General features: G+C 37.2%; 13 protein-coding genes. 6 read left to right on the top strand and 7 right to left on the bottom strand.

Features of this window, described 5'->3' with window-relative positions; genetic code table 11:
* Positions 1–161: 161 nt before the first annotated feature.
* Together B3C16_RS08430 and B3C16_RS08425 are read right to left on the bottom strand one after the other, a co-directional pair.
* Complete coding sequence (locus B3C16_RS08430) at positions 162–1043, bottom strand: pirin family protein (RefSeq protein ID WP_291130863.1); 882 nt, start codon at positions 1041–1043, stop codon at positions 162–164.
* 104 nt (positions 1044–1147) lie between these two features.
* On the bottom strand, positions 1148–1678 hold the full coding sequence (locus B3C16_RS08425; RefSeq protein ID WP_291130860.1) for a YceI family protein: 531 nt from the start codon (positions 1676–1678) through the stop codon (positions 1148–1150).
* A 222-nt stretch (positions 1679–1900) separates the two neighbouring features.
* Here B3C16_RS08425 and B3C16_RS08420 point away from each other — a divergent pair, with 222 nt between their 5' ends.
* From B3C16_RS08420 to B3C16_RS08400, 5 genes are all read left to right on the top strand, one after another.
* A complete protein-coding gene (locus B3C16_RS08420) occupies positions 1901–3649 on the top strand; it encodes an ABC transporter ATP-binding protein (RefSeq protein ID WP_121314268.1) in 1749 nt (582 codons plus the stop codon).
* A 177-nt stretch (positions 3650–3826) separates the two neighbouring features.
* On the top strand, positions 3827–5347 hold the full coding sequence (locus B3C16_RS08415) for a tetratricopeptide repeat protein (RefSeq protein ID WP_291130856.1): 1521 nt from the start codon (positions 3827–3829) through the stop codon (positions 5345–5347).
* Positions 5348–5542: 195 nt separating this feature from the next.
* Positions 5543–6418, top strand: coding sequence for a T9SS type A sorting domain-containing protein (locus B3C16_RS08410; protein ID WP_291130853.1), 876 nt, complete (start codon positions 5543–5545; stop codon positions 6416–6418).
* 218 nt (positions 6419–6636) lie between these two features.
* The gene (locus tag B3C16_RS08405; RefSeq protein ID WP_291130850.1) at positions 6637–11676 is read left to right on the top strand and encodes a translocation/assembly module TamB domain-containing protein; all 5040 of its coding nucleotides are present in this window, start codon (positions 6637–6639) and stop codon (positions 11674–11676) included.
* 21 nt (positions 11677–11697) lie between these two features.
* Positions 11698–14007: a BamA/TamA family outer membrane protein gene (locus tag B3C16_RS08400; RefSeq protein WP_291130846.1), complete on the top strand. Its 2310-nt coding sequence runs from the start codon at positions 11698–11700 to the stop codon at positions 14005–14007.
* On the opposite strand, the gene B3C16_RS08395 is transcribed toward B3C16_RS08400, so the two are convergent.
* On the bottom strand, positions 13984–14481 hold the full coding sequence (locus B3C16_RS08395) for a DNA-deoxyinosine glycosylase (RefSeq protein ID WP_291130843.1): 498 nt from the start codon (positions 14479–14481) through the stop codon (positions 13984–13986). The genes B3C16_RS08400 and B3C16_RS08395 overlap by 24 nt on opposite strands.
* A gap of 2 nt (positions 14482–14483) precedes the next feature.
* Positions 14484–15239, bottom strand: a complete 756-nt coding sequence (locus B3C16_RS08390; protein WP_121314262.1) for a S1/P1 nuclease — start codon at positions 15237–15239, stop codon at positions 14484–14486.
* A 208-nt stretch (positions 15240–15447) separates the two neighbouring features.
* Between B3C16_RS08390 and B3C16_RS08385 the strand changes: the two genes are divergently transcribed.
* Entirely contained in the window at positions 15448–16548 is a 1101-nt protein-coding gene (locus tag B3C16_RS08385) for an AI-2E family transporter (protein WP_121314261.1), read from the top strand.
* 92 nt (positions 16549–16640) lie between these two features.
* On the opposite strand, the gene B3C16_RS08380 is transcribed toward B3C16_RS08385, so the two are convergent.
* From B3C16_RS08380 to B3C16_RS08370, 3 genes are all read right to left on the bottom strand, one after another.
* Positions 16641–17084 carry a DUF6265 family protein gene (locus B3C16_RS08380; RefSeq protein WP_121314260.1) on the bottom strand — a complete coding sequence of 148 codons (444 nt, stop codon included), beginning with the start codon at positions 17082–17084 and terminating at the stop codon, positions 16641–16643.
* Between the two features lie 70 nt (positions 17085–17154).
* A complete protein-coding gene (locus tag B3C16_RS08375; RefSeq protein ID WP_291130837.1) occupies positions 17155–17970 on the bottom strand; it encodes a helix-turn-helix transcriptional regulator in 816 nt (271 codons plus the stop codon).
* A gap of 139 nt (positions 17971–18109) precedes the next feature.
* The gene (locus tag B3C16_RS08370) at positions 18110–19177 is read right to left on the bottom strand and encodes a branched-chain amino acid aminotransferase (protein WP_291130834.1); all 1068 of its coding nucleotides are present in this window, start codon (positions 19175–19177) and stop codon (positions 18110–18112) included.
* Positions 19178–19202 lie beyond the last annotated feature (25 nt).

The following is a 19202-nucleotide window of genomic DNA, read 5'->3' as shown; positions in this document are numbered from 1 at the left end:
TATCTTTTTCATAGCATAAATTGTCATTGGTTAGGACCAAAATGGGGATTTTGGTGAAAGCTTCTTCTCTTGACCCAACAACATTGTTTTATTATAAAAACAAATTTGCTGCTTTTTAAAAAAGTTGTGTTCTAAAATTTTTTCTAATTGTTATATAATTTTCATCCTCCAAAAGGTTGAGGTAACGGAACAAACTCGGTTTCATTGGGCACTTTCGGAAAGCGTTGGGCAGTCCAGTCTTCCTTAGCTTGATCAATAAAGTCTTTGTCAGAATGCACAAAATTCCAATAAATAAAATGCTCTTCAGGAAAAGGTTCACCACCAAAAAGATAAAGCGTAGTGTTTTCACTCATTTCAAATTCGCAAAGACTGGCTTCTTTGGCAACTAATAACTGTTTGGTGCCATAAATATGACCATCATTAGTAATGCTTCCATTCAAAATATACATGGCACTTTCACCATAAAGTTCGTGACCGATATTGACTTTGGTACGAGCAGTACTTTTGATTTCAATAAAGTATAACGGACTATAAACCGGAACCAATGATTTTTTACCAAAAGCTTTTCCGGCAATCAGTTTTATCGTAACACCATCTTGTTGCCATTCGGGAATGTCTTGAGCTTCTACATGTGTAAACGAAGGTTCCATGTTTTCTAAAGCTTTGGGCAAAGCAACCCAAATCTGTAATCCGTGTAGCCTTTTTTCGGTATGGCGCAAATATTCGGGTGTTCGTTCCGAGTGTACAATTCCTTTTCCGGCAGTCATCCAATTTACCGCTCCGGGTTCGATGACCATTTCGGTGCCCAAACTGTCTCTGTGCATAATAGCGCCTTCAAATAAATAAGTCAGCGTAGAAAGTCCGATATGCGGATGAGGCGGAACATCCATATTTTGATAGTCTTTTAATTGCGCCGGTCCCATATGATCGATAAAAACAAATGGACCAACGGCACGTTTTTCTCGAAAAGGCAACAATCGCCCAACCAAAAAGTTCCCAATATCTGCGGCGCGTTCTTCTATAATGATTCCAATATTTGACATGTCGTGTTGTTTGTTTTAATAACTACTAAATTAATCATTTTTGGCTCAAAAAAAACCGCAAAGCTCAAAAGTGCCTTACGGTTTCAATCAAAAACTATCAATCATTATTGTTTCACGAATTGTACTTCGGCGTTTAATTTTATGTCTTCTCCAACCAATACACCACCGGTTTCTAAAGCAGCATTCCAAGTCAAGCCAAATTCTCTACGGTTGATTTTTCCATTTAAAGAAAGCCCGATTTTAGTATTTCCCCATGGGTCTTTCATCAATCCGCTGTATTCAGTGTCTAAAGTGATGCTTTTGGTCACGTCTTTAATTGTCAAATCACCACTGATTTTGTATTCGCCTTCGTTTACTTTTTTGACATTGGTGCTTTTGAAAGTCAGTTTTCCGAAGTTTTCCACATCAAAGAAATCTGCACTTCTCAAGTGATTGTCTCTGTCGTCGTTTCCGGTGTTGATAGAATTTACTTCTGCGGAGAAATTAATCGCTGCGGTTTCAAAATTTTCTTCTTCGTTTTCAATATCCGCATCAAATAAATTGAATTTTCCGGATACGTTTGTAAACATCATGTGTTTCACTTTAAAACCTATTTCTGAATGTGTTGGGTCTATAGCCCAAGTTGTTTTTGCCATTGTTTTTTATTTTAAGGAGTTAAATAATATGTCTTGTTTTAAAGTATGGCTGATACTTCTTATGAACATTACAAAGGTAGAATGAGTTCAACCCTGACGCACTTAACCTAGATTAAGAAATGACAAGGTTTTATTTCTGGATATTTAAAAGTTAATTTTTTCAAAAATTAATTACAGTGACCAATAGTATAGTAGTTTTGCACTGTCATTTTTTAGATAACTATGAAAATATTATATACTTATATTCAAAAGCACAAAATGCTTTTGTTTTTTGCTCTTTTTTTAGCCGCGATAAACCAATGTTTTTCTTTATTCGATTCGATTATTATTGGAAAATTACTAAATGAATGTGGCGTAGGTGTTGCCAACTTCAATCACAACCAAGAAACTTTTGTCAAAGCGGTTTTGGGTTGGTTGGGCTTGTCATTAGGCGCCGCCATGATGTCGCGTATTGCTAAAAATTTCCAAGATTATTTTACCAATATTATCATCCAACGCACCGGTGCTCAAATGTACACTGACGGAATTCAAAAAGCTTTGCAATTACCGTATCAGGATTTTGAAGACCAACGAAGTGGTGAAACTTTAGGCAAATTGCAAAAGGTAAAAATTGATTGCGAAAAGTTTATCACTTTGTCCATCTCGATGGTTTTTCAAACGTTGATAGGCATTATTTTTGTCGTGGTTTATGCGATAAATATCCATTGGCTTTTGGGTCCGATTTTCTTGGCAACCGTTCCTGTTATTGCTTTGGTTAGTTCCTTTTTAGGCAAAAAAATCAAAAAGGTTTCTCGTGAGATTTTAGGTGAAACTACTGCTTTAGCCGGCGCTACTACTGAATCCCTTCGCAATATCGAATTGGTCAAAAGTTTAGGTTTAACCGAACAAGAAGTCAATCGATTGAACAATACTACGATTAAAATTCTGGGATTAGAATTGAAGAAAGTGCGTTTCATCCGTTCGCTAAGTTTTATTCAAGGCACGTCCGTTCACTTTATGAGAACGACTTTGGTGTTTGCTTTATACATGTTTATTTTTAACGGTATTATCAAACCCGGTGATTTAATTACATTGATGTTTTTCTCTTTCTTTTTGTTCAATCCGTTGCAGGAATTGGGGAATGTGATTGCGACTTATAACGAAACCAAAGCTTCGATGGACAATTTCAGTGAGTTAATGAATGCGAAAAGTGAAAGCAAACCACTGCATCCGCAAACTATTGGTGCAATCAATCATTTGAGGTTTTCGCATATTTCGTTCAAACACCAATCGGCTTCGACTTATGCCGTAAAAGATATTTCTTTTGAAGCCAAAGCAGGTGAAACCATCGCATTTGTTGGTCCGTCGGGAAGTGGTAAAACGACTTTGGTTAAGATGTTAGTCGGATTATATACGCCGGAATCAGGCTCCATTTTTTACAATGAAAAAAATGCGAAAGACATCGATTTGAATGAACTCAGACAGCAATTGGGATTTGTGACACAAGATGCGCAATTGTTTTCGGGAACAATAAAAGACAACTTATTGTTTGTAAAACCAACTGCTACCGATGAAGAACTAAATGATGTTTTGCAAAAATCAGCCTGTCAAAACCTATTGTATCGTGCCGAAAAAGGGATTGAAACCACCATAGGCGAAGGCGGAATCAAAGTTTCCGGCGGAGAAAAACAACGTTTGTCTATAGCGCGAGCTTTGTTGAGAAATCCGAGATTACTGCTTTTTGACGAAGCGACGTCAGCATTAGATTCAATTACTGAAGAAGAAATTACCCAAACCATCAGAAATATTTCTTCGAAACAAGACCAAATTACGGTTTTGATTGCGCATCGTTTGTCTACGATTATGCATGCGGATAAAATATTTGTGTTGGAACAAGGGCAAATTATTGAGCAAGGAAAGCACCTCGATTTAATTGAAGAAAAAGGATTGTACTACGCCATGTGGCGACAACAAATTGGAGAACGAAAATAGTTTCTCAGCACAATAAAGAGTACATTTAATTAAAATATTAGCCTTATTTTTGGTGTGGTTTTAAAATTAAGGCTTATCAAATCAGTATATCTTTTTATTAGCTTATTTTGGCTTACTACGGTCAGTGCCGCAGATAGTAAGCAATGCGATTCTCTTATCAAAACGGGAGTCGAATTGATGCTGAAGAAAAATCACGTCAAGTCGTTAGAGTTACTTTCCAATGCCCGAAATATGGCAGAAAAAAACAAATGGTACAAACAATTGTTTTTAGCCCAAAACAATATCGGAAACAATTACTACATGCTGTTGGATTATGGCGAAGCTTTGAAACAGTATTTAATTAGTTACCAAATTGCCGTCAAGCACTTAGATCCGCAACACGAGATGATAGTGCTGAATAACATCGCGATTTTATACGGTAAGGAAAAGAAATTTGAGAAATCCAATGAATATTTTTACAAGGCCTTTCTAATTGCCCAAAAAAGCAATGATTCCCTTAAAATGGGTTTGTATTCAATGAATTTAGGCAGCTTGGCCAACGATGAAAATAAACTCCGGAAAGCCCGAAATTATTTCAATGATGCGCTGCGTTATACCCAAAGACCTGAAGTGAAAATTCCGGCGCAAATCGGACTTAGTGCCAATGATTTATTGTTGGGTGAAACCAACAGAGCTCGATTAAGAGCAATTGCGCTGCTTCCAAAACTAAAAGAAGAGCAAGACATAGACCATCGCATCAGTCTTTCTACCATTATTGCCAAAACTTATTTGAAGGAAAATAATTTGTCGGCCGCATTGCAATGGACGAATAATGCCTTGGCAGAAAAACCTGATTTGGAGAATAAAATGGAGTTGTTCAAACACTTGTCTGATATTTATTTCAGATTAAAGTCTTATGATTTGGCTTTTCAATATAAAGATTCCATCAATGTTTCTAATAATGAACTGAATAGAATAAAAAACGGAAAGCTTTATGAAAGTAGTGAAGTCAAGTTTCAAATTCAGAATTACAAAGAGAAGATTTCAGAAAACGAAGCCAAAATAAAGAGCGAGCGCAATATTTTCTATTCTATCATCTTGGTGATTGTTTTAGGGATTATCATTCTGATTTTAATCTTCCGGAACCAACTCATCAAAAACAAGCAAAAGGCGCTCATCATTCAACGCGAACAAGAATTGATATCGTTCAAATTGGAAAAGGAAATTGCAGACAATGCTTTGTTGTTGGAAAAAGAAAGAACAGCTTTATTGGAACAAGAGCGACTTCAAAATGAAATAGAACTTCGAAACCAAAAAATTCTCTCTCGAGGTTTATACCAATCGGGCAGAAACCAATTGTTGCAGGATATTTTAAAATCATTGTCGAATATACCGCAACTTTCTGAAAACGGAACTGTTATCAATGACATTCGCGCTTTAAAAGAGCATCTCAAAACCGAAGAAGGTTGGGACAATTATGTGCGTCATTTTGACGATGTCAACCAAGGATTTATTAAAAAGCTCACCGAAAAGCATCCCGATTTAACTACTACAGACATCCGTTATATTTCTTATGTCTACATGAATTTAGATACCAAAGAAATCGCCACCATGCTCAATATTACTCCGGTGGCTTGTAGAAAACGCAAAGAAAGAATTGAAAAGCGTTTGCAGTTACCCGAACACCTTTCTTTGAACGCTTACTTGCTGAGTATTTAATCTTGATTCTCATTTTATCGAATTTTTAATTATTAATCATCCGTTAATCAGCTGATTGTAATTGCTTGAATTGATGCTGTCACAATTTATATTGTCCAATGTCACAATTTGTCACGCCCAAAAAGAGAGTTGTTTGATGTACCCTTTCTAAATTTGTGTACAACTAACAAATTAATCTTTTAAAAAACTTGACTTATGAAAAAAGCTTTACTTCTTATCGTTTGTTTAATTGGTTTTGCAACTGCTTCCGCACAAGCACCGCAAATTACTGGTGACTTGATGCTTTGCCCTTGGACGAATGGAACGGCGACGGTTACTAATCAACCTTTTGATACTTACCAATGGTATTCTAAATATTGGTTTACTGATGATCCATATGTGGCTATTGATGGGGCAACTCAGTCGTCTTTTACTTATGATTGGTACACTTATGACCAATCTCTTTTTAAAGTTGTGGCAACGCTAAACGGTGTTACTTATGAATCAAATGTGATTCAGATTGACAGTTATGCTTGGGTTGGTTTTACGGTTGGCTCTGAAATGAATGAATTTGTAACCATTGATCCAAACAATGGGAATATGTTATTGTGTCCAGGAGGCAGTTTTACGGCTTCCATTTTTATGCCTTACAATTCCGGTATACAATGGTATAGAAATGGAGATCCTATTAATGGTGCCAATCAAATGGAATATTTGATTACCGGTCCGGGAAGTTACCACGTTGTAGCGGCGCCAAGTTTTTGTCCGAATAGCTCCAGCAACAATGAATCCCTACCAATTGTTGTAGAAGTGAATGCCAATTGCAATTTAGGAACTAATCCTAATACCAGAGAAGATTTTGCGGTTTATCCCAATCCCACTAAAGAAACATTATTCCTGAATTTAGAGGCCAATACTCATTTCAACAACTACCGCATCATCGATGCTTCAGGGAAAGTATTAACCGAAAGCAATTTGATCTCAGGACAAAACACAGCAGCTATCAATGTGAGTAATTTATCCGATGGATTTTACTTCATTCAATTACAAGGCGAAAACCAAAGCACTGTGAAACGATTCATTAAAAACTAAATCAACATACTTGCAACTGAAAAATCGGGACTTGTTCCCGATTTTTTTATTCCTTAACTATTAAATTTCACTTTCAAAATTACCTCGGCAATATGCGAATTATATAAGAAAATGCTTTTCATCTATAAGGCTATTCTAATTTTTTTATGCCAAATTTGTAGCAATAACTGAATATCTTCTAATTAATATTATTAGCACGTAATCATTAAAAGCGTAAAGTGAGATTACATAAGTATGTAAAAAAAGGACTGAAAATAACCGGCTGGGTAATAATATCTATTATTGGGCTGTTTCTTCTTGTGGTATTGTTAATCCAAATTCCTGCGGTGCAAAATAGTATCAAGGAAAAAGCGGTTGCTTATTTAGAAGGAAAAATTCACACGCCGGTTCGGATTGGCCGAATTGAAATTGGTCTTCCCAAAAAAGTCATACTCGAAGACGTTTATTTCCAAAGCCAATCCGGAGATACTTTGCTCGCCGGAGGAAAAATAGCCGTTGACATCAGTCTGTTTAAATTGTTTGATGATGAAGTAGAAATAAATTCTATTAGCCTTAAAAATATCACCGCTAATGTCAAACGCGATAAGGATTCTGTTTTCAACTTCGACTATATCATTGATGCTTTTGCTTCTAAAGAATCTAAAAGTACTAGTAAGAAAACAATATTTTCAGTGCACAACATCAATTTGGACAACATCAAAGTGCGTTTTGATGATGCCATTACCAAAAACAATCTGAACGTATCCTTGGTTCATTTTGATACCAAAATGAAAGTCTTTGACCTTGATCAAATGAGTTTTGAAATTGCCAAAATTAAACTCGACGGACTCAATGTCAAACTCAAACAAGGAGAATTGATAAGGGAAATTACCACCAACACGATTGTAAAGACAGATTCTCTTCTAAGAAAAAGACCCGATTTAAAAATCAAACTGGGCGAAATCGCTTTGTCCAAAATAAAGGTTAGTTATGACAGTGATGGTACGCATCTCAATAGTGGAATTTCACTCGAAAAACTCTTTGTTTCTTTTGCTGAAACCAATTTGCCCAAACAACGAATTACTATCGATAAGTTTGAATTAGAAGGTGTTAAAGGCGGACTGACTTTTGGTAAATACGACCGTGAACTAAATATCAAAACCCCTGCACAAAAACTGCCCGACTGGAATGTTTCGCTTGCAAATGCCAGTATAAAGCAAGTCGATTTTCGTTTTGATGATGAAAATGCTATCCGAGCAACTCGTGGCATCGATTATAGACATTTGGATATAAAACAGCTCCAACTGGAAGCCAATAAGTTGAAGTGGAACACCACAGCTTTTTCCGGCAATATCAAATCCTTTGCCGTAAAAGAACAAAGTGGTGTTGAGGTGAAAGCATTACGAACCGATTTTATTTACAGTTCAAAAGGTGTACAGCTCAAAAAGCTGTATTTAGAAACGCCAAAAACGTTGATTCGTAACGAAGTGGAAATCAATTATCCGTCTTTAGAATCACTGAAAGAGAATCCGGGATTATTGGGTTTGAATGCCAATTTGCAGCAAAGTCGTATTGCTTTCACCGACATTCTACTATTTGCTCCTGAGTTGAACGAAGTCTCTTTTTTTAAAAATAATCCAAAAGCGATAGCCCAAATCAATGGTCAAATTACCGGTCAACTGCGAGATCTTACTTTTCCTCAAATGCAAATCAGTGGTATTGGAACAATGAGTATTGTTGCCAGCGGAAGAATTATCGGCTTGCCGGATGGCGCAAAAGCTTGGTACAACCTTGACATAAAAAATCTTCAATTGAGCGCTGGTGATGTTCGCAACGTTTTAGGTTCGGAGCTTATTCCGAGTAACATTCAGCTTCCGGAACAGATGAACGTTAAAGGAACTTTCAAAGGAGAATTGGATAATTTTAATACTGATGTAGTTTTAAACAGCAGTTATGGAGCCGCCAAAATTAAAACCAATTTTGACTATCGATTAAAAAATAAAGAAAAGTATAATGGTGTCGCCGAACTGAATAATTTCGATATTGGCCAATTAATTAAAAACAATGCTATCGGCAAAGTTACCCTAAAAGCCAAAGTAAAAGGCAATGGACTAAACCCAAAAACAGCTACTGCGAATGTTGATGGCTTTATGAGTAAAGGCTTTTTGAATGGCTATACTTATCAAAATCTTGCGGTAAAAGGTAATATTGTAAACGGAAATTATAAAGCTATTGCCAACATCAACGACCCGAATCTTGAGTTTGATTTGGTATCCGAGGGCAGTTTCAAAGACAAATATCCTCAGACAAAAGTTAAGCTGAATGTAGATATAGCCGATTTGGAAAAACTGAATCTGCATGCCGGTCCATTTAAACTTAAAGGTCAAGTCGATGCTGATTTATCTACCGCTGATTCCGATTATCTAAACGGGAAAATAGCGATTCATCATTTGCTTTTTGCCAATGGGAAAGAGAATTTTCAATTGGATTCAATCAGCGTTTTGGCAACTGCAACCGCCGAAAAAACCGCAATACAAGTGAAATCACAAATTTTAAAAGCGACTATTGAAGGTAAATACCAGTTGAGCCAAATCGCAACAGCCTTGTCCAATTCGTTTGCCAAATATTATGATTTTGAACCTTCGGTGAAGAAAAAAGTATCCTCACCACAACGGTTTAATTTTAGCGTTAACATCAACAACGATCCAATCATAAGTAAATTATTTCCCGAGATTACACAACTACAGCCCATCAGTATGAACGGCCGTTATAACAGTGTTAATGATACTATTGTACTCAAAGCTTTGATGCCAAAAATCGTTTATGGTGCGAGTACGATTAACAATGCGGTTATTAATATCAATACGAAAGACAATGCCTTAGCTTACAGCGTCTTTATTGATGAAGTACAAAATGCGGAATTCCGTTTGCCCCATACTTTAGTAGAAGGTATTATAAAAGACAATACGTTAGGCTATAGATTGCTATTGCTGGATGATAAGAATAAAGACCAGTACATAGTGGCAGGAACATTAAAAGCGGTCAATGGTAAAACAGAACTCCGCTTTTTACCCGAAGATTTACTGCTGAATTATGAAAAGTGGAGTTTGTCGGAAAGCAACCTGATCAGTTTTGGAAAGCAAGGCATTTATGCTAATGATTTTGAGTTGCGCAATGGCAATACTATGATAAAACTGCAGTCTCAATCGAATATTGCTAATGCGCCTTTATCAATTGACTTTACCGATTTTGATATCGCCACCTTATCACGAATGGTACAAAAAGAAGCACTGGCTTTCGGCGGTTTGATTAACGGAAAAGTGACTTTTGAAAATTTGGCGACTCAACCCAATTTCACTTCGGATTTGACTATTGGAAATTTTACCTATAAGAAAGAAGCCATTGGCGATATCAGTTTAAATATCAACAATCGCGTAGCCAATACCTATGATGTAAAAGCAGCAATTACCGGTCAAGGAAATCAAGTCGGATTGGCGGGAATTTACCGAAATGGTGATCAAAGTTTTGATTTAAAACTCGATATGCAACATTTAAATTTGTTGAGCATCCAACCGTTTACGCTCGACCAACTTTCAAAAAGTAGCGGTTATGTTTCGGGAAAATTTCATATTAAAGGTACTTTTGAGCAACCCAAAATCATAGGTGATTTGCAATTCCACAATGGTGCTTTTACAGTAAAAACGCTTAATTCGGCCTTTGAATTACTGAACGATTCTATGAGTTTTACAGAAGAAGGTATGGTGTTCAAAAAGTTCAGTTTAGGTGATTCCGAAAAAAATACTTTAGAACTGCGAGGGAAAATAGATACGCCGAATTATCGCGATTATGCTTTTAACCTTAGGATCAATGCCGATAATTTTAAAGTGACCAATTCGACGGCAAAAGACAATGATTTGTATTACGGTAAACTCTATGTCGATTCGCGTTTGCGCATCAACGGAGATTTGAACAAACCGATTGTCGATGGAAGTATTAAAGTCAATAAAAACACAGAATTGACCATTGTTTTACCACAATCAGATCCGGCTATAGCCGATAGAGAAGGCATCGTTGAATTTATCGACCAAGATGCGCCACCCATAGACGAAAGATTCAATGTTGCTTTGGATTCGCTCAACCAGTCCAAATTTAAGGGGATGAATATTTCGGTCAATATTGAAGTCGATAAAGAAGCCGAATTGACTTTGGTTATTGATAAAGGAAATGGCGATTACCTTAAAGTGAAAGGCGAAGCCCAACTTAACGGAAGCATCGACGAATCCGGAAAAACTTCGCTAACCGGACGTTACGAACTTCAAGAAGGTTCGTATGAAATGACCTTTAATTTCCTGAAAAGAAAATTCGAAATCCAGAGCGGCAGTTATATTTTATGGACAGGCGAACCGACGACGGCAGATATTAATATCAAAGCCGTTTATAAAACTAAAACCGCGCCGATTGATTTGCTCGATGACCAGTTGGGTGATATTTCTCCGACGGTGAGAAATACCTATAAACAGCGAATCCCTTTTGAAACTGTGTTGAAAATGACTGGTGAATTGCTAAAGCCTACTATTGCTTTTGATATCATTTTGCCGGAAGGTAATTATAATGTTTCTTCTGAAATAGTGAACACCACGCGAACCAAATTAGAACAACTACGCCAACAGCCGGATGAAATGAACAAACAGGTATTTGCGCTGTTGTTGTTGAATCGTTTTATCGGAGAAAACCCTTTTGCCAGCGAAGCCGGAACCGGAACAGAAACCTTTGCCCGTCAAAGTGTGAGCAAAATATTGTCGCAACAATTGAACAATTTGGCCGGAGATTTAATCAAAGGCGTTGAACTCGATTTAGACTTAGAAGCTACCGATGATTACACTACTGGTGAAAAGGCCAATCGAACCGATTTGAACGTAGGCGTTTCCAAACAATTGTTGGATGATCGATTGAAAGTAAGTGTTGGAAGTAGTTTTGGGATTGAAGGACCGGAACAAGTTAATCGGGATGCCACCAATATTGCCGGAGATGTTTCTCTAGATTACAAACTATCTAAAGACGGGCGATACACCCTAAGAGCTTATCGAAAAAATGAATACCAAGTCGCTTTACAAGGACAAGTAATAGAAACCGGAGTGGCTTTTATCATCACTATGGATTACAATAAGTTCAGCGAACTTTTTCACCGCTCCGAAGAAGAAAAAGAAATCAAAAGGAAGTTGAAAAGAAAAGCTAAGGAAGAAAAACGCTTAGAAAAGGAAAAGCGGAACAACCTATAAAGCCGGAATAGAGATTAAAATATGAAAGCATTAAACCGATATTGTTTTATTTTTTTACTGTTGCTAATTGCATCGTCCTGCAGCAATACCAAGCGTTTACCTGAAGGCGAATTGTTGTATGTTGGCGGCAAAGTGAAAGTAGTAGATACGTCAACTTCCAAAAAAGAACGCAAGGCATTAGCCAAAGAACTAAAGCTATTGGTACGTCCCAAACCCAATACTAAGTTTTTAGGAATTCGTGCGAAACTGTTTTTCTACAATCTGGCAGGAGAACCAAAAAAGCAAAAAGGGTTCCGCCATTGGTTGCGCACTAAAGCTGGCGAACCACCGGTGTTATTTAGCCAAGTCGATTTGGATTACAATACCCGTTTGCTCCAAAATTATTTAGAAAATCGAGGCTATTTTAAAGCGACGGCAACGGCCGATTCTACCAAAATAGGCAAGCGTGCTACCACAGAATTTACCGCAATGCCAGGTAAACAATACCATATCAAAGCAATTAAATTTCCAACCGATTCTTCGGCATTAGGAAAAGCAATCGCAGCTACTCAGGATAAGACACTTTTTAAGAAAGGCAAAGGCTATGATTTAGAGGTGGTAAAAGCAGAGCGTGTCCGAATTGATGCCCGACTCAAAGAACAAGGCTATTATTATTTCGGTCCGGATTATATGATAGTCCAAGTCGACAGCACCGTTGGAAGTTATGAAACCGATTTGATTCTGAAAGTCAAACCTGAAACGCCCGCGCAAGCCAAAAAAGTGTTTACCATTGGCAAAATAACCATCTTTCCCAATTATTCTATCAAAGACAATAAGCGCCGTTTGGACAAACAAGAAAATGACACTACAGCGGTTGTACAGTATAAAGATTTTACGATAGTTGACAAGGAAAAAACATTCAACCCACGCATTTTTGACAGAACGCTTTATTTTTCTAAAGGTGATTTGTACAACCGAACCGACCACAATCTTTCGCTCAATCGATTGGTAAATTTGGGAACGTTCAAGTTTGTAAAGAACCAGTTTACCGTTTCTGATTCTTTGGATAATGTTTTGGATGCTTATTATTATCTCACGCCTTATAAAAAGAAATCGATTCGGGTAGAACTTTTGGGTAAAACCAATTCGGCCAACTACACCGGAACCGAATTGAATGTGAATTGGAGCAACCGCAATACTTTTAAAGGAGCCGAATTGTTTACGGTTTCTGTTTTTGGCGGATTAGAAGTTCAAGTATCCGGTCAGAATAACGGCTTTGATGTTTATAGAGTAGGTTCGGAAGCGAGTTTGATTTGGCCTCGTTTTGTAGCGCCTTTTAAATTAAAATCTTCCAGCGGATTTGTACCCAAAACCAAAGCCACGATTGGTTATGAATTTCAGAAAAGAGAACAATTGTATGCGCTTAATTCCTTTAAAGGTTCTTTTGGTTATTTATGGAAAGAAAACATCCGTAAGGAACACCAATTCAATGTCACTAATATCCAATATGTCAGTCCGAATAATGTGACCAGTTTGTATTATGAGCAAATTGAGGCCAATCCAACTTTGGCGAAAGTCATTGAAAAGCAACTGATTTTTGGCCCGACTTATTCCTATACTTATACCAATACCATGGAAACGGCAAGGAGACATACCATTTACTATAAAGGAATGTTTGATACTTCGGCTACCTTGACGGGTTTACTTAGTGGTGCCAATGTAAAACAAGGCGATACGGTTAAAGTGCTTGGTGTTCCTTTCAGTCAATTTGTCAAATTTGAAAATGATTTTCGCCATTATATGAAGCTTGGAACAGAGTCTCAATTGGCGAGCAGAATTATTGTTGGCGTCGGTTACGGCTATGGCAATTCTACCGAACTTCCTTTTATCAAACAGTTTTTTATTGGTGGTACCAATAGTATTCGGGCTTTCCGTTCGCGTTCTATTGGTCCGGGTTCTTATCTTCCGGAACCGGGAACGAGTTCTTTTTTACCCGATCAATCAGGTGATATCAAACTGGAATTCAATACCGAGTATCGAACCAAATTGTTCAGTTTTGTCAAAGGTGCCGTATTTGTCGATGCCGGAAATATATGGTTGATGAACAAAAATCCGGATAAACCGGGTGCAGAATTTTCTAAAAAGTTCATGGATCAAATGGCGGTTGGAACCGGAATTGGACTTCGGTTTGACCTTTCGTTTTTACTGTTGCGTACCGATTTTGCCTTTCCTATCCGAAAACCTTATTTGGAAGACGGCAGTCGGTGGGTTTTAGACCAAATTGATTTTGGCAGTGGTTCGTGGCGCAAGGAAAATCTGGTATTCAATTTAGCTATTGGCTATCCCTTTTAAAATATTTTCTTGCCAAAAGACTAACTTCTTTTCAAAAGACATTCCTGCATTCGCCGGACTTGTAGAAGGCAAAGTCGCCAAAGTATAAATGGATTCAGTCTTAACATAGCGCTTAAAAAAATGAGCTGCTTTTTGACCGTTAAAATAGATATGGGTAATGTTCGGATGTGCTTTGAGAAAGGTTACAAAATCATTTGGGACTTCTTTCATGATGGCACTGTCTAAACTACCTGTTCGCTCACAGGCTTGCAAGACATCCCATAATGCAATCTTATTTTGCAGCAAAAGACTTTTCTTTGTTTGATAATCCGTTGAAAAGGGTTGTTGGCAAATGGTGAACAAAAACTTCCAAAAGTGATTCCTCGGATGTCCGTAATATTCATTGGCACGCAACGAAGCTTCGCCCGGCATAGTGCCTAAGATTAATATTTTGGCAGTTGGATTGGAAATAGGAGGAAAGGAGTAAATTTTCATCTTTATTTTAGTACAGTTCGCAACACAGCAGCCAATCTAACGCCGGCTTTGGCTATTTGTTTTTTTACAATAATGGCACTATGGTCAACATATTTTTGAGAAACTTTGGGTTTCTGAAAAGCATAGCATTGGTTCAGTAGGTTATTAGATTCTTGTGCCCAAGTCACTACATTGATTTTTTGAAGATTGGTTAATTCTGTTTTAGAGAATGGGTTAGCCGACAGACAGTCTTTCAAATTAATTTTTTTATGTCGGATAATGCCACTGTCCCAAAACGCATGTAGGTTGGTTCCTTGGTTTTTATAATTGAGCTGCGTTTTATTCCCGCCTTTGTCATAGCCATAACCCACATGCAATGGTTGGTGAACATCGCCGATTAAGTGAAACAAAAACAGCAACTTCGTTCTGATTTGGGCTTTATTGAATTGCTTTTTGTTTTGTAACTCACGGATGGTTTTATCTAAAACAGATAGGATGTTATTGCCTTTTTTGAGCGTTACTTTTTCGCCTTTGTTAAAATTCACATAGTGATAAGTTTTCATATAACCATAACCCGGTTTTTGACTCACTTCATCCATCCAAGTAGCGGCTTGTTGTATGGTCATGCCGTCAAGATAGAATAACACTTTCTTTTTGGTAGCGGCATCCAGTTGGTTAAAAGCGGCTTCCGCCACCATAATGTGTCCTTTTTTACCCCAAGCGAAAGAATGAGTTGTAAAGAATAGCATTAAGAAAAGGAGTAAGAATAGGCGTTTCATAGTTGGAATTTTGGTAAAGACAAATATAGGTCTTTTGAGGTTATTGGATAATTAGCGATAAGGGAAAAGGGATAAGGCAATATGAATTTCTTATTGTAATCATGTAAATAATCGACCGGATTGTATAATAATCCGCAGGGTAGATTCTCCGAAATTTGTAGGGTATTAAAATCATAATTGCCAAGTAATTAACCAATCAATATTTATTATGACAACAGACATACAACAGCTACCGTTTTATGCAAGATTTGCTTTTATACTTATTATAATAATAGCACTTGGTTTTTTATTCTATATCGGACAAAGCGTTCTTTCTCCTTTATTGTTGGCGTTATTGTTTGCCATATTGCTAAGACCCGTAACGGGGTTTCTAAGTAATAAGTTACACATGCCCAACGTTTTGGCGTCCTTAATCAGTGTCATGCTTTTCTCTTTGATTTTTATTGCTATTTTTTATTTCATTACTATTCAGGTGGCTGATATGGCCGATGATTGGGGTAAGATTAAAAGAAACGTAAACATTCATTACCATAATATACAGGCCTACGTTACGGAAACATTTAACTTTAGTAAAAGAGAACAAGATGTAATGGTTAGTAATGCAACCAGCAGTTCAGCCGATAGCGGAAAAGAAATCATCGGAATCACCTTAGTTACTTTTACCGATACGATGCTTACGATGGTGTTGATTCCGATTTATATGTTTTTAATATTGTTATACAGAACGCATTTCACCAAATTCTTCTCCAAATTATTTAATATAAAATACCATGGTGTGCTTCAAGATGTTATCACGACCATAAAGATTTCTGTGCAAAGCTATATTTTAGGACTGTTGATAGAGTTGCTGATTGTTTCAGGTCTTACAACGGTAGGATTGTTATTTCTAGGTGTTGAATATGCTATTTTATTAGGGGTTGTAACCGGTCTTTTAAACTTAATCCCTTACATCGGAATTCTAATTGCCGGACTGCTTACCATAATCGCCTCGCTAACCGGATCAAGTGACTTGTCTATCATTATTGGAATAATTGTAGTGAATGTGGTCGTACAAATTATCGACAACAATCTTTTAGTACCATGGATTGTTAGTTCAAAAGTTGAAATCAATCCGATTGCTTCTATTGTCGGGATTGTTATAGGTGGCGGTCTCGGAGGTGTAGCCGGAATGTTCTTGGCGATTCCGTTGATGGCCATGATGAAAGTAGTTTTTGACAGGGTTGAATCCCTTGAAGCTTGGGGTTATCTTTTAGGCGATGACTTACCAAAGTCTTTCAGATGGCGGCGTAAACCGGTGCCGAAAGAGTAAAAGTATTAAGTGAAAAGTCAAAAGGGAAAAGTTCATATCGTTTAAACGAGGACTTACTTATCCCTTTTGACTTTTCCCTTATCCCTCCTCTACTACTGCTTCAACATCTTATACGAAAATCCCTGATCGTTATCTCCTAAAACTTCCACAAACAAGGTTTTGTCATCGACAACAGTATATTGTATTTTTTTAGGAAAATCGTGGGTTAGGTTTTCAAAGGAGAATTTGTTTTTCACTTCTTTATTTAAAACAAAATCAACCGGTTGTCCGTTATTTTGGTCGAGAACTATGGCAGTGTAAGTTGCTTTATCTCCTGAGATTTTGATAGACAAATTCTCGGTAGTGATTTTTTTATCGCCTTTTATTCTATAAGAACTGCCTTTTAGTTCATGGTCATTAACCATTTCCCAAGTTTCATAATTTTCTTTGGCTTCCATTTTCCAAGTGCCATGCAGAAAGCCTAGTTTGGGAGTTTCTCCTTTTGGAGTAAAAGAAAAAATGGTAAAAAGTGTAAGTAAGCTAAGGATAGTTTTCATAATGTTTGTTTTAAATGAGAAGACAAAGATGAGCGTTCCTTTGCTGACAAAATTGTAAAAACGCGACAACTTATTCGTTTTCCGTAAACAAGTTGGACAGTTTTAAGTTTTCAGAATAAAACGCCTTTGGACTAACACCGGTAAACTCCTTGAATTCTTTTACAAAATGGGCTTGATCATAGTAATGGTTGTCATGGGCAATTTCAGTAAAGTTTTTGAAATCATTCTTTAAGACCATTTTTAAGGTAGTTTGTAGCCTGACGATTTTAGCCAATTGTTTAGGGCTAACGCCAATTATCGTGGCAAATTTTCGTTCCAGCATTCTTCGGTTGATTTTCATATTCTCCGATAATTCATCGATAGACAATTGCCCTTTCAATTCCAACATCATCGCCACGCTTTCTTTGATGGTTTTGTCAATTTGTTTGGCATCCGTTAGCGCATTTAGTAAAAATTTTTCGGCTATTTGAATTCGCTCTTCAGTCGTGGTGGCTTCGAGTATTTTGTGTTGAAAAATTATTCCGGCTTCGCCAAATAGTTCTTCCAATGGAACGGCTCGGTTTTCCATATTGCTAATCGGCATAGTAATAAAAGGCGTAAACCCATCTGTTTCAAAACGAATCGCAAAAATGTCGGTATGACCTGTAGGCTCAATATACAATGGTTTGGTAATTTGTCCAAACACAAAACATTTTGGTTGAATGATATAATGGTCACCTTCAATATACTGTTGGTATAAATCGCCACAATGAAATATCATTTCCATACAACCATCCGGAACAATACGTTGTCTTTCAGGATAAGCTTCTTTGGGGGAATTTAGTGTCCAATAGCAATTGATAAAAGCTGATAAATCGGTATGCGGTTCAAAAGTTAAATAAGTCATTGTCCATTATTTGCTTTGCTAAAATTAATTAAAGTTTGCCTAGATTGTTGCTTTTAGTTTCTGGAATCATAATAATTATAAATAAAAAACTCCGAGTTTCCCCGGAGCTATTATTTTAAGCTGAACACTGTCAACTGAACTACACTTTAACTGTCCAACCAAAAGTATCGTCGGCCAATTTGTATTGAATTTTAGTCAGCTTGTCTTTTAATTCTAAAGCAAATGAGTTTTCTAATTTCGGCAACTCATAATACACGTCTTTGTATTGGAAACCAACAATTGGATTCACTACCGCAGCAGTTCCGGCACCAAAAATTTCTTTTAAACTTCCGTCTTTGGCAGCGTTTACTAACTCTTCTACCAATACCGAACGCACTTCCACTTTAATACCTTCGCGTTTGGCCAAGTCAATTAAACTTTTACGCGTTACACCATCCAAAATTCTTTCGCTGGTTGGTGCCGTATATAAAGTATCGTTAATTCTGAAAAAAACGTTCATTGTTCCGGCTTCTTCCAGTTTGGTATGCGTGGCATCATCCGTCCAAATAATTTGTTGGAATCCTTTTTCCTGAGCTAATTTTTGTGGATAAAATTGTGCCGAATAATTTCCGGCCGCTTTTGCCGCTCCGATTCCGCCATTGGCAGCGCGACTGAAATGTTCTGCAATAATTACTTTCACTTCACCCGAATAATAAGAACGAGCAGGCGAAAGGATAATCATAAATCGATATTGAGTTGAGGGTTGCGCAATAACGCCCGAACCAATCGCAATCATAAAAGGTCTGATGTATAAAGTGTTGCCTAAGCCTTTTTTTACCCAATCTTTTTCTAAATCGAGAATAGCATTTAAACCACCAATGAAGATGTTTTCCGGAACTTCCGGCATGGCCATTCTTTTGGCCGATTTGTTGAAGCGATGTAAATTTTCATCCGGTCTGAACAACCAAACGTCATCATTTTCATCTTTATAAGCTTTCATCCCTTCAAAAATGGCTTGACCATAATGAAACACTTTAGCAGACGGATCAATTAAAAACGGTTCGTAGGGTTTGATAACTGGTTTTTGCCATTGCCCTTCTTTGAAATCACAGATTAACATGTGGTCAGTAAAAGTATTTCCGAAGGCAAGGTTTTCAAAATCGACATCCTTAATTTTAGATGCAGTAGCTCTAACTATATCGATTTCGGAAGGTGTTTTTAACATCATTTAGTGATAGGTTTTGCGAAGAAAA

It is taken from the genome of Flavobacterium sp. UBA7682, from assembly GCF_002482945.1.
Lineage (GTDB): Bacteria > Bacteroidota > Bacteroidia > Flavobacteriales > Flavobacteriaceae > Flavobacterium.
Note: the sequence above shows the minus strand (reverse complement) of the source record. Positions and strands in the feature narration are given on the sequence as shown.

Excerpts from the sequence above, each read along its gene's own strand:
- B3C16_RS08410 (WP_291130853.1), top strand. The coding sequence starts at position 5,543 with ATGAAAAAAGCTTTACTTCTTATCGTTTGTTTAATTGGTTTTGCAACT.
- B3C16_RS08390 (WP_121314262.1), bottom strand. The coding sequence starts at position 15,239 with ATGAAACGCCTATTCTTACTCCTTTTCTTAATGCTATTCTTTACAACT.
- B3C16_RS08370 (WP_291130834.1), bottom strand. The coding sequence starts at position 19,177 with ATGATGTTAAAAACACCTTCCGAAATCGATATAGTTAGAGCTACTGCA.
- B3C16_RS08430 (WP_291130863.1), bottom strand. The coding sequence starts at position 1,043 with ATGTCAAATATTGGAATCATTATAGAAGAACGCGCCGCAGATATTGGG.
- B3C16_RS08425 (WP_291130860.1), bottom strand. The coding sequence starts at position 1,678 with ATGGCAAAAACAACTTGGGCTATAGACCCAACACATTCAGAAATAGGT.
- B3C16_RS08380 (WP_121314260.1), bottom strand. The coding sequence starts at position 17,084 with ATGAAAACTATCCTTAGCTTACTTACACTTTTTACCATTTTTTCTTTT.
- B3C16_RS08375 (WP_291130837.1), bottom strand. The coding sequence starts at position 17,970 with ATGACTTATTTAACTTTTGAACCGCATACCGATTTATCAGCTTTTATC.
- B3C16_RS08415 (WP_291130856.1), top strand. The coding sequence starts at position 3,827 with ATGCTGAAGAAAAATCACGTCAAGTCGTTAGAGTTACTTTCCAATGCC.
- B3C16_RS08420 (WP_121314268.1), top strand. The coding sequence starts at position 1,901 with ATGAAAATATTATATACTTATATTCAAAAGCACAAAATGCTTTTGTTT.
- B3C16_RS08400 (WP_291130846.1), top strand. The coding sequence starts at position 11,698 with ATGAAAGCATTAAACCGATATTGTTTTATTTTTTTACTGTTGCTAATT.
- B3C16_RS08395 (WP_291130843.1), bottom strand. The coding sequence starts at position 14,481 with ATGAAAATTTACTCCTTTCCTCCTATTTCCAATCCAACTGCCAAAATA.
- B3C16_RS08385 (WP_121314261.1), top strand. The coding sequence starts at position 15,448 with ATGACAACAGACATACAACAGCTACCGTTTTATGCAAGATTTGCTTTT.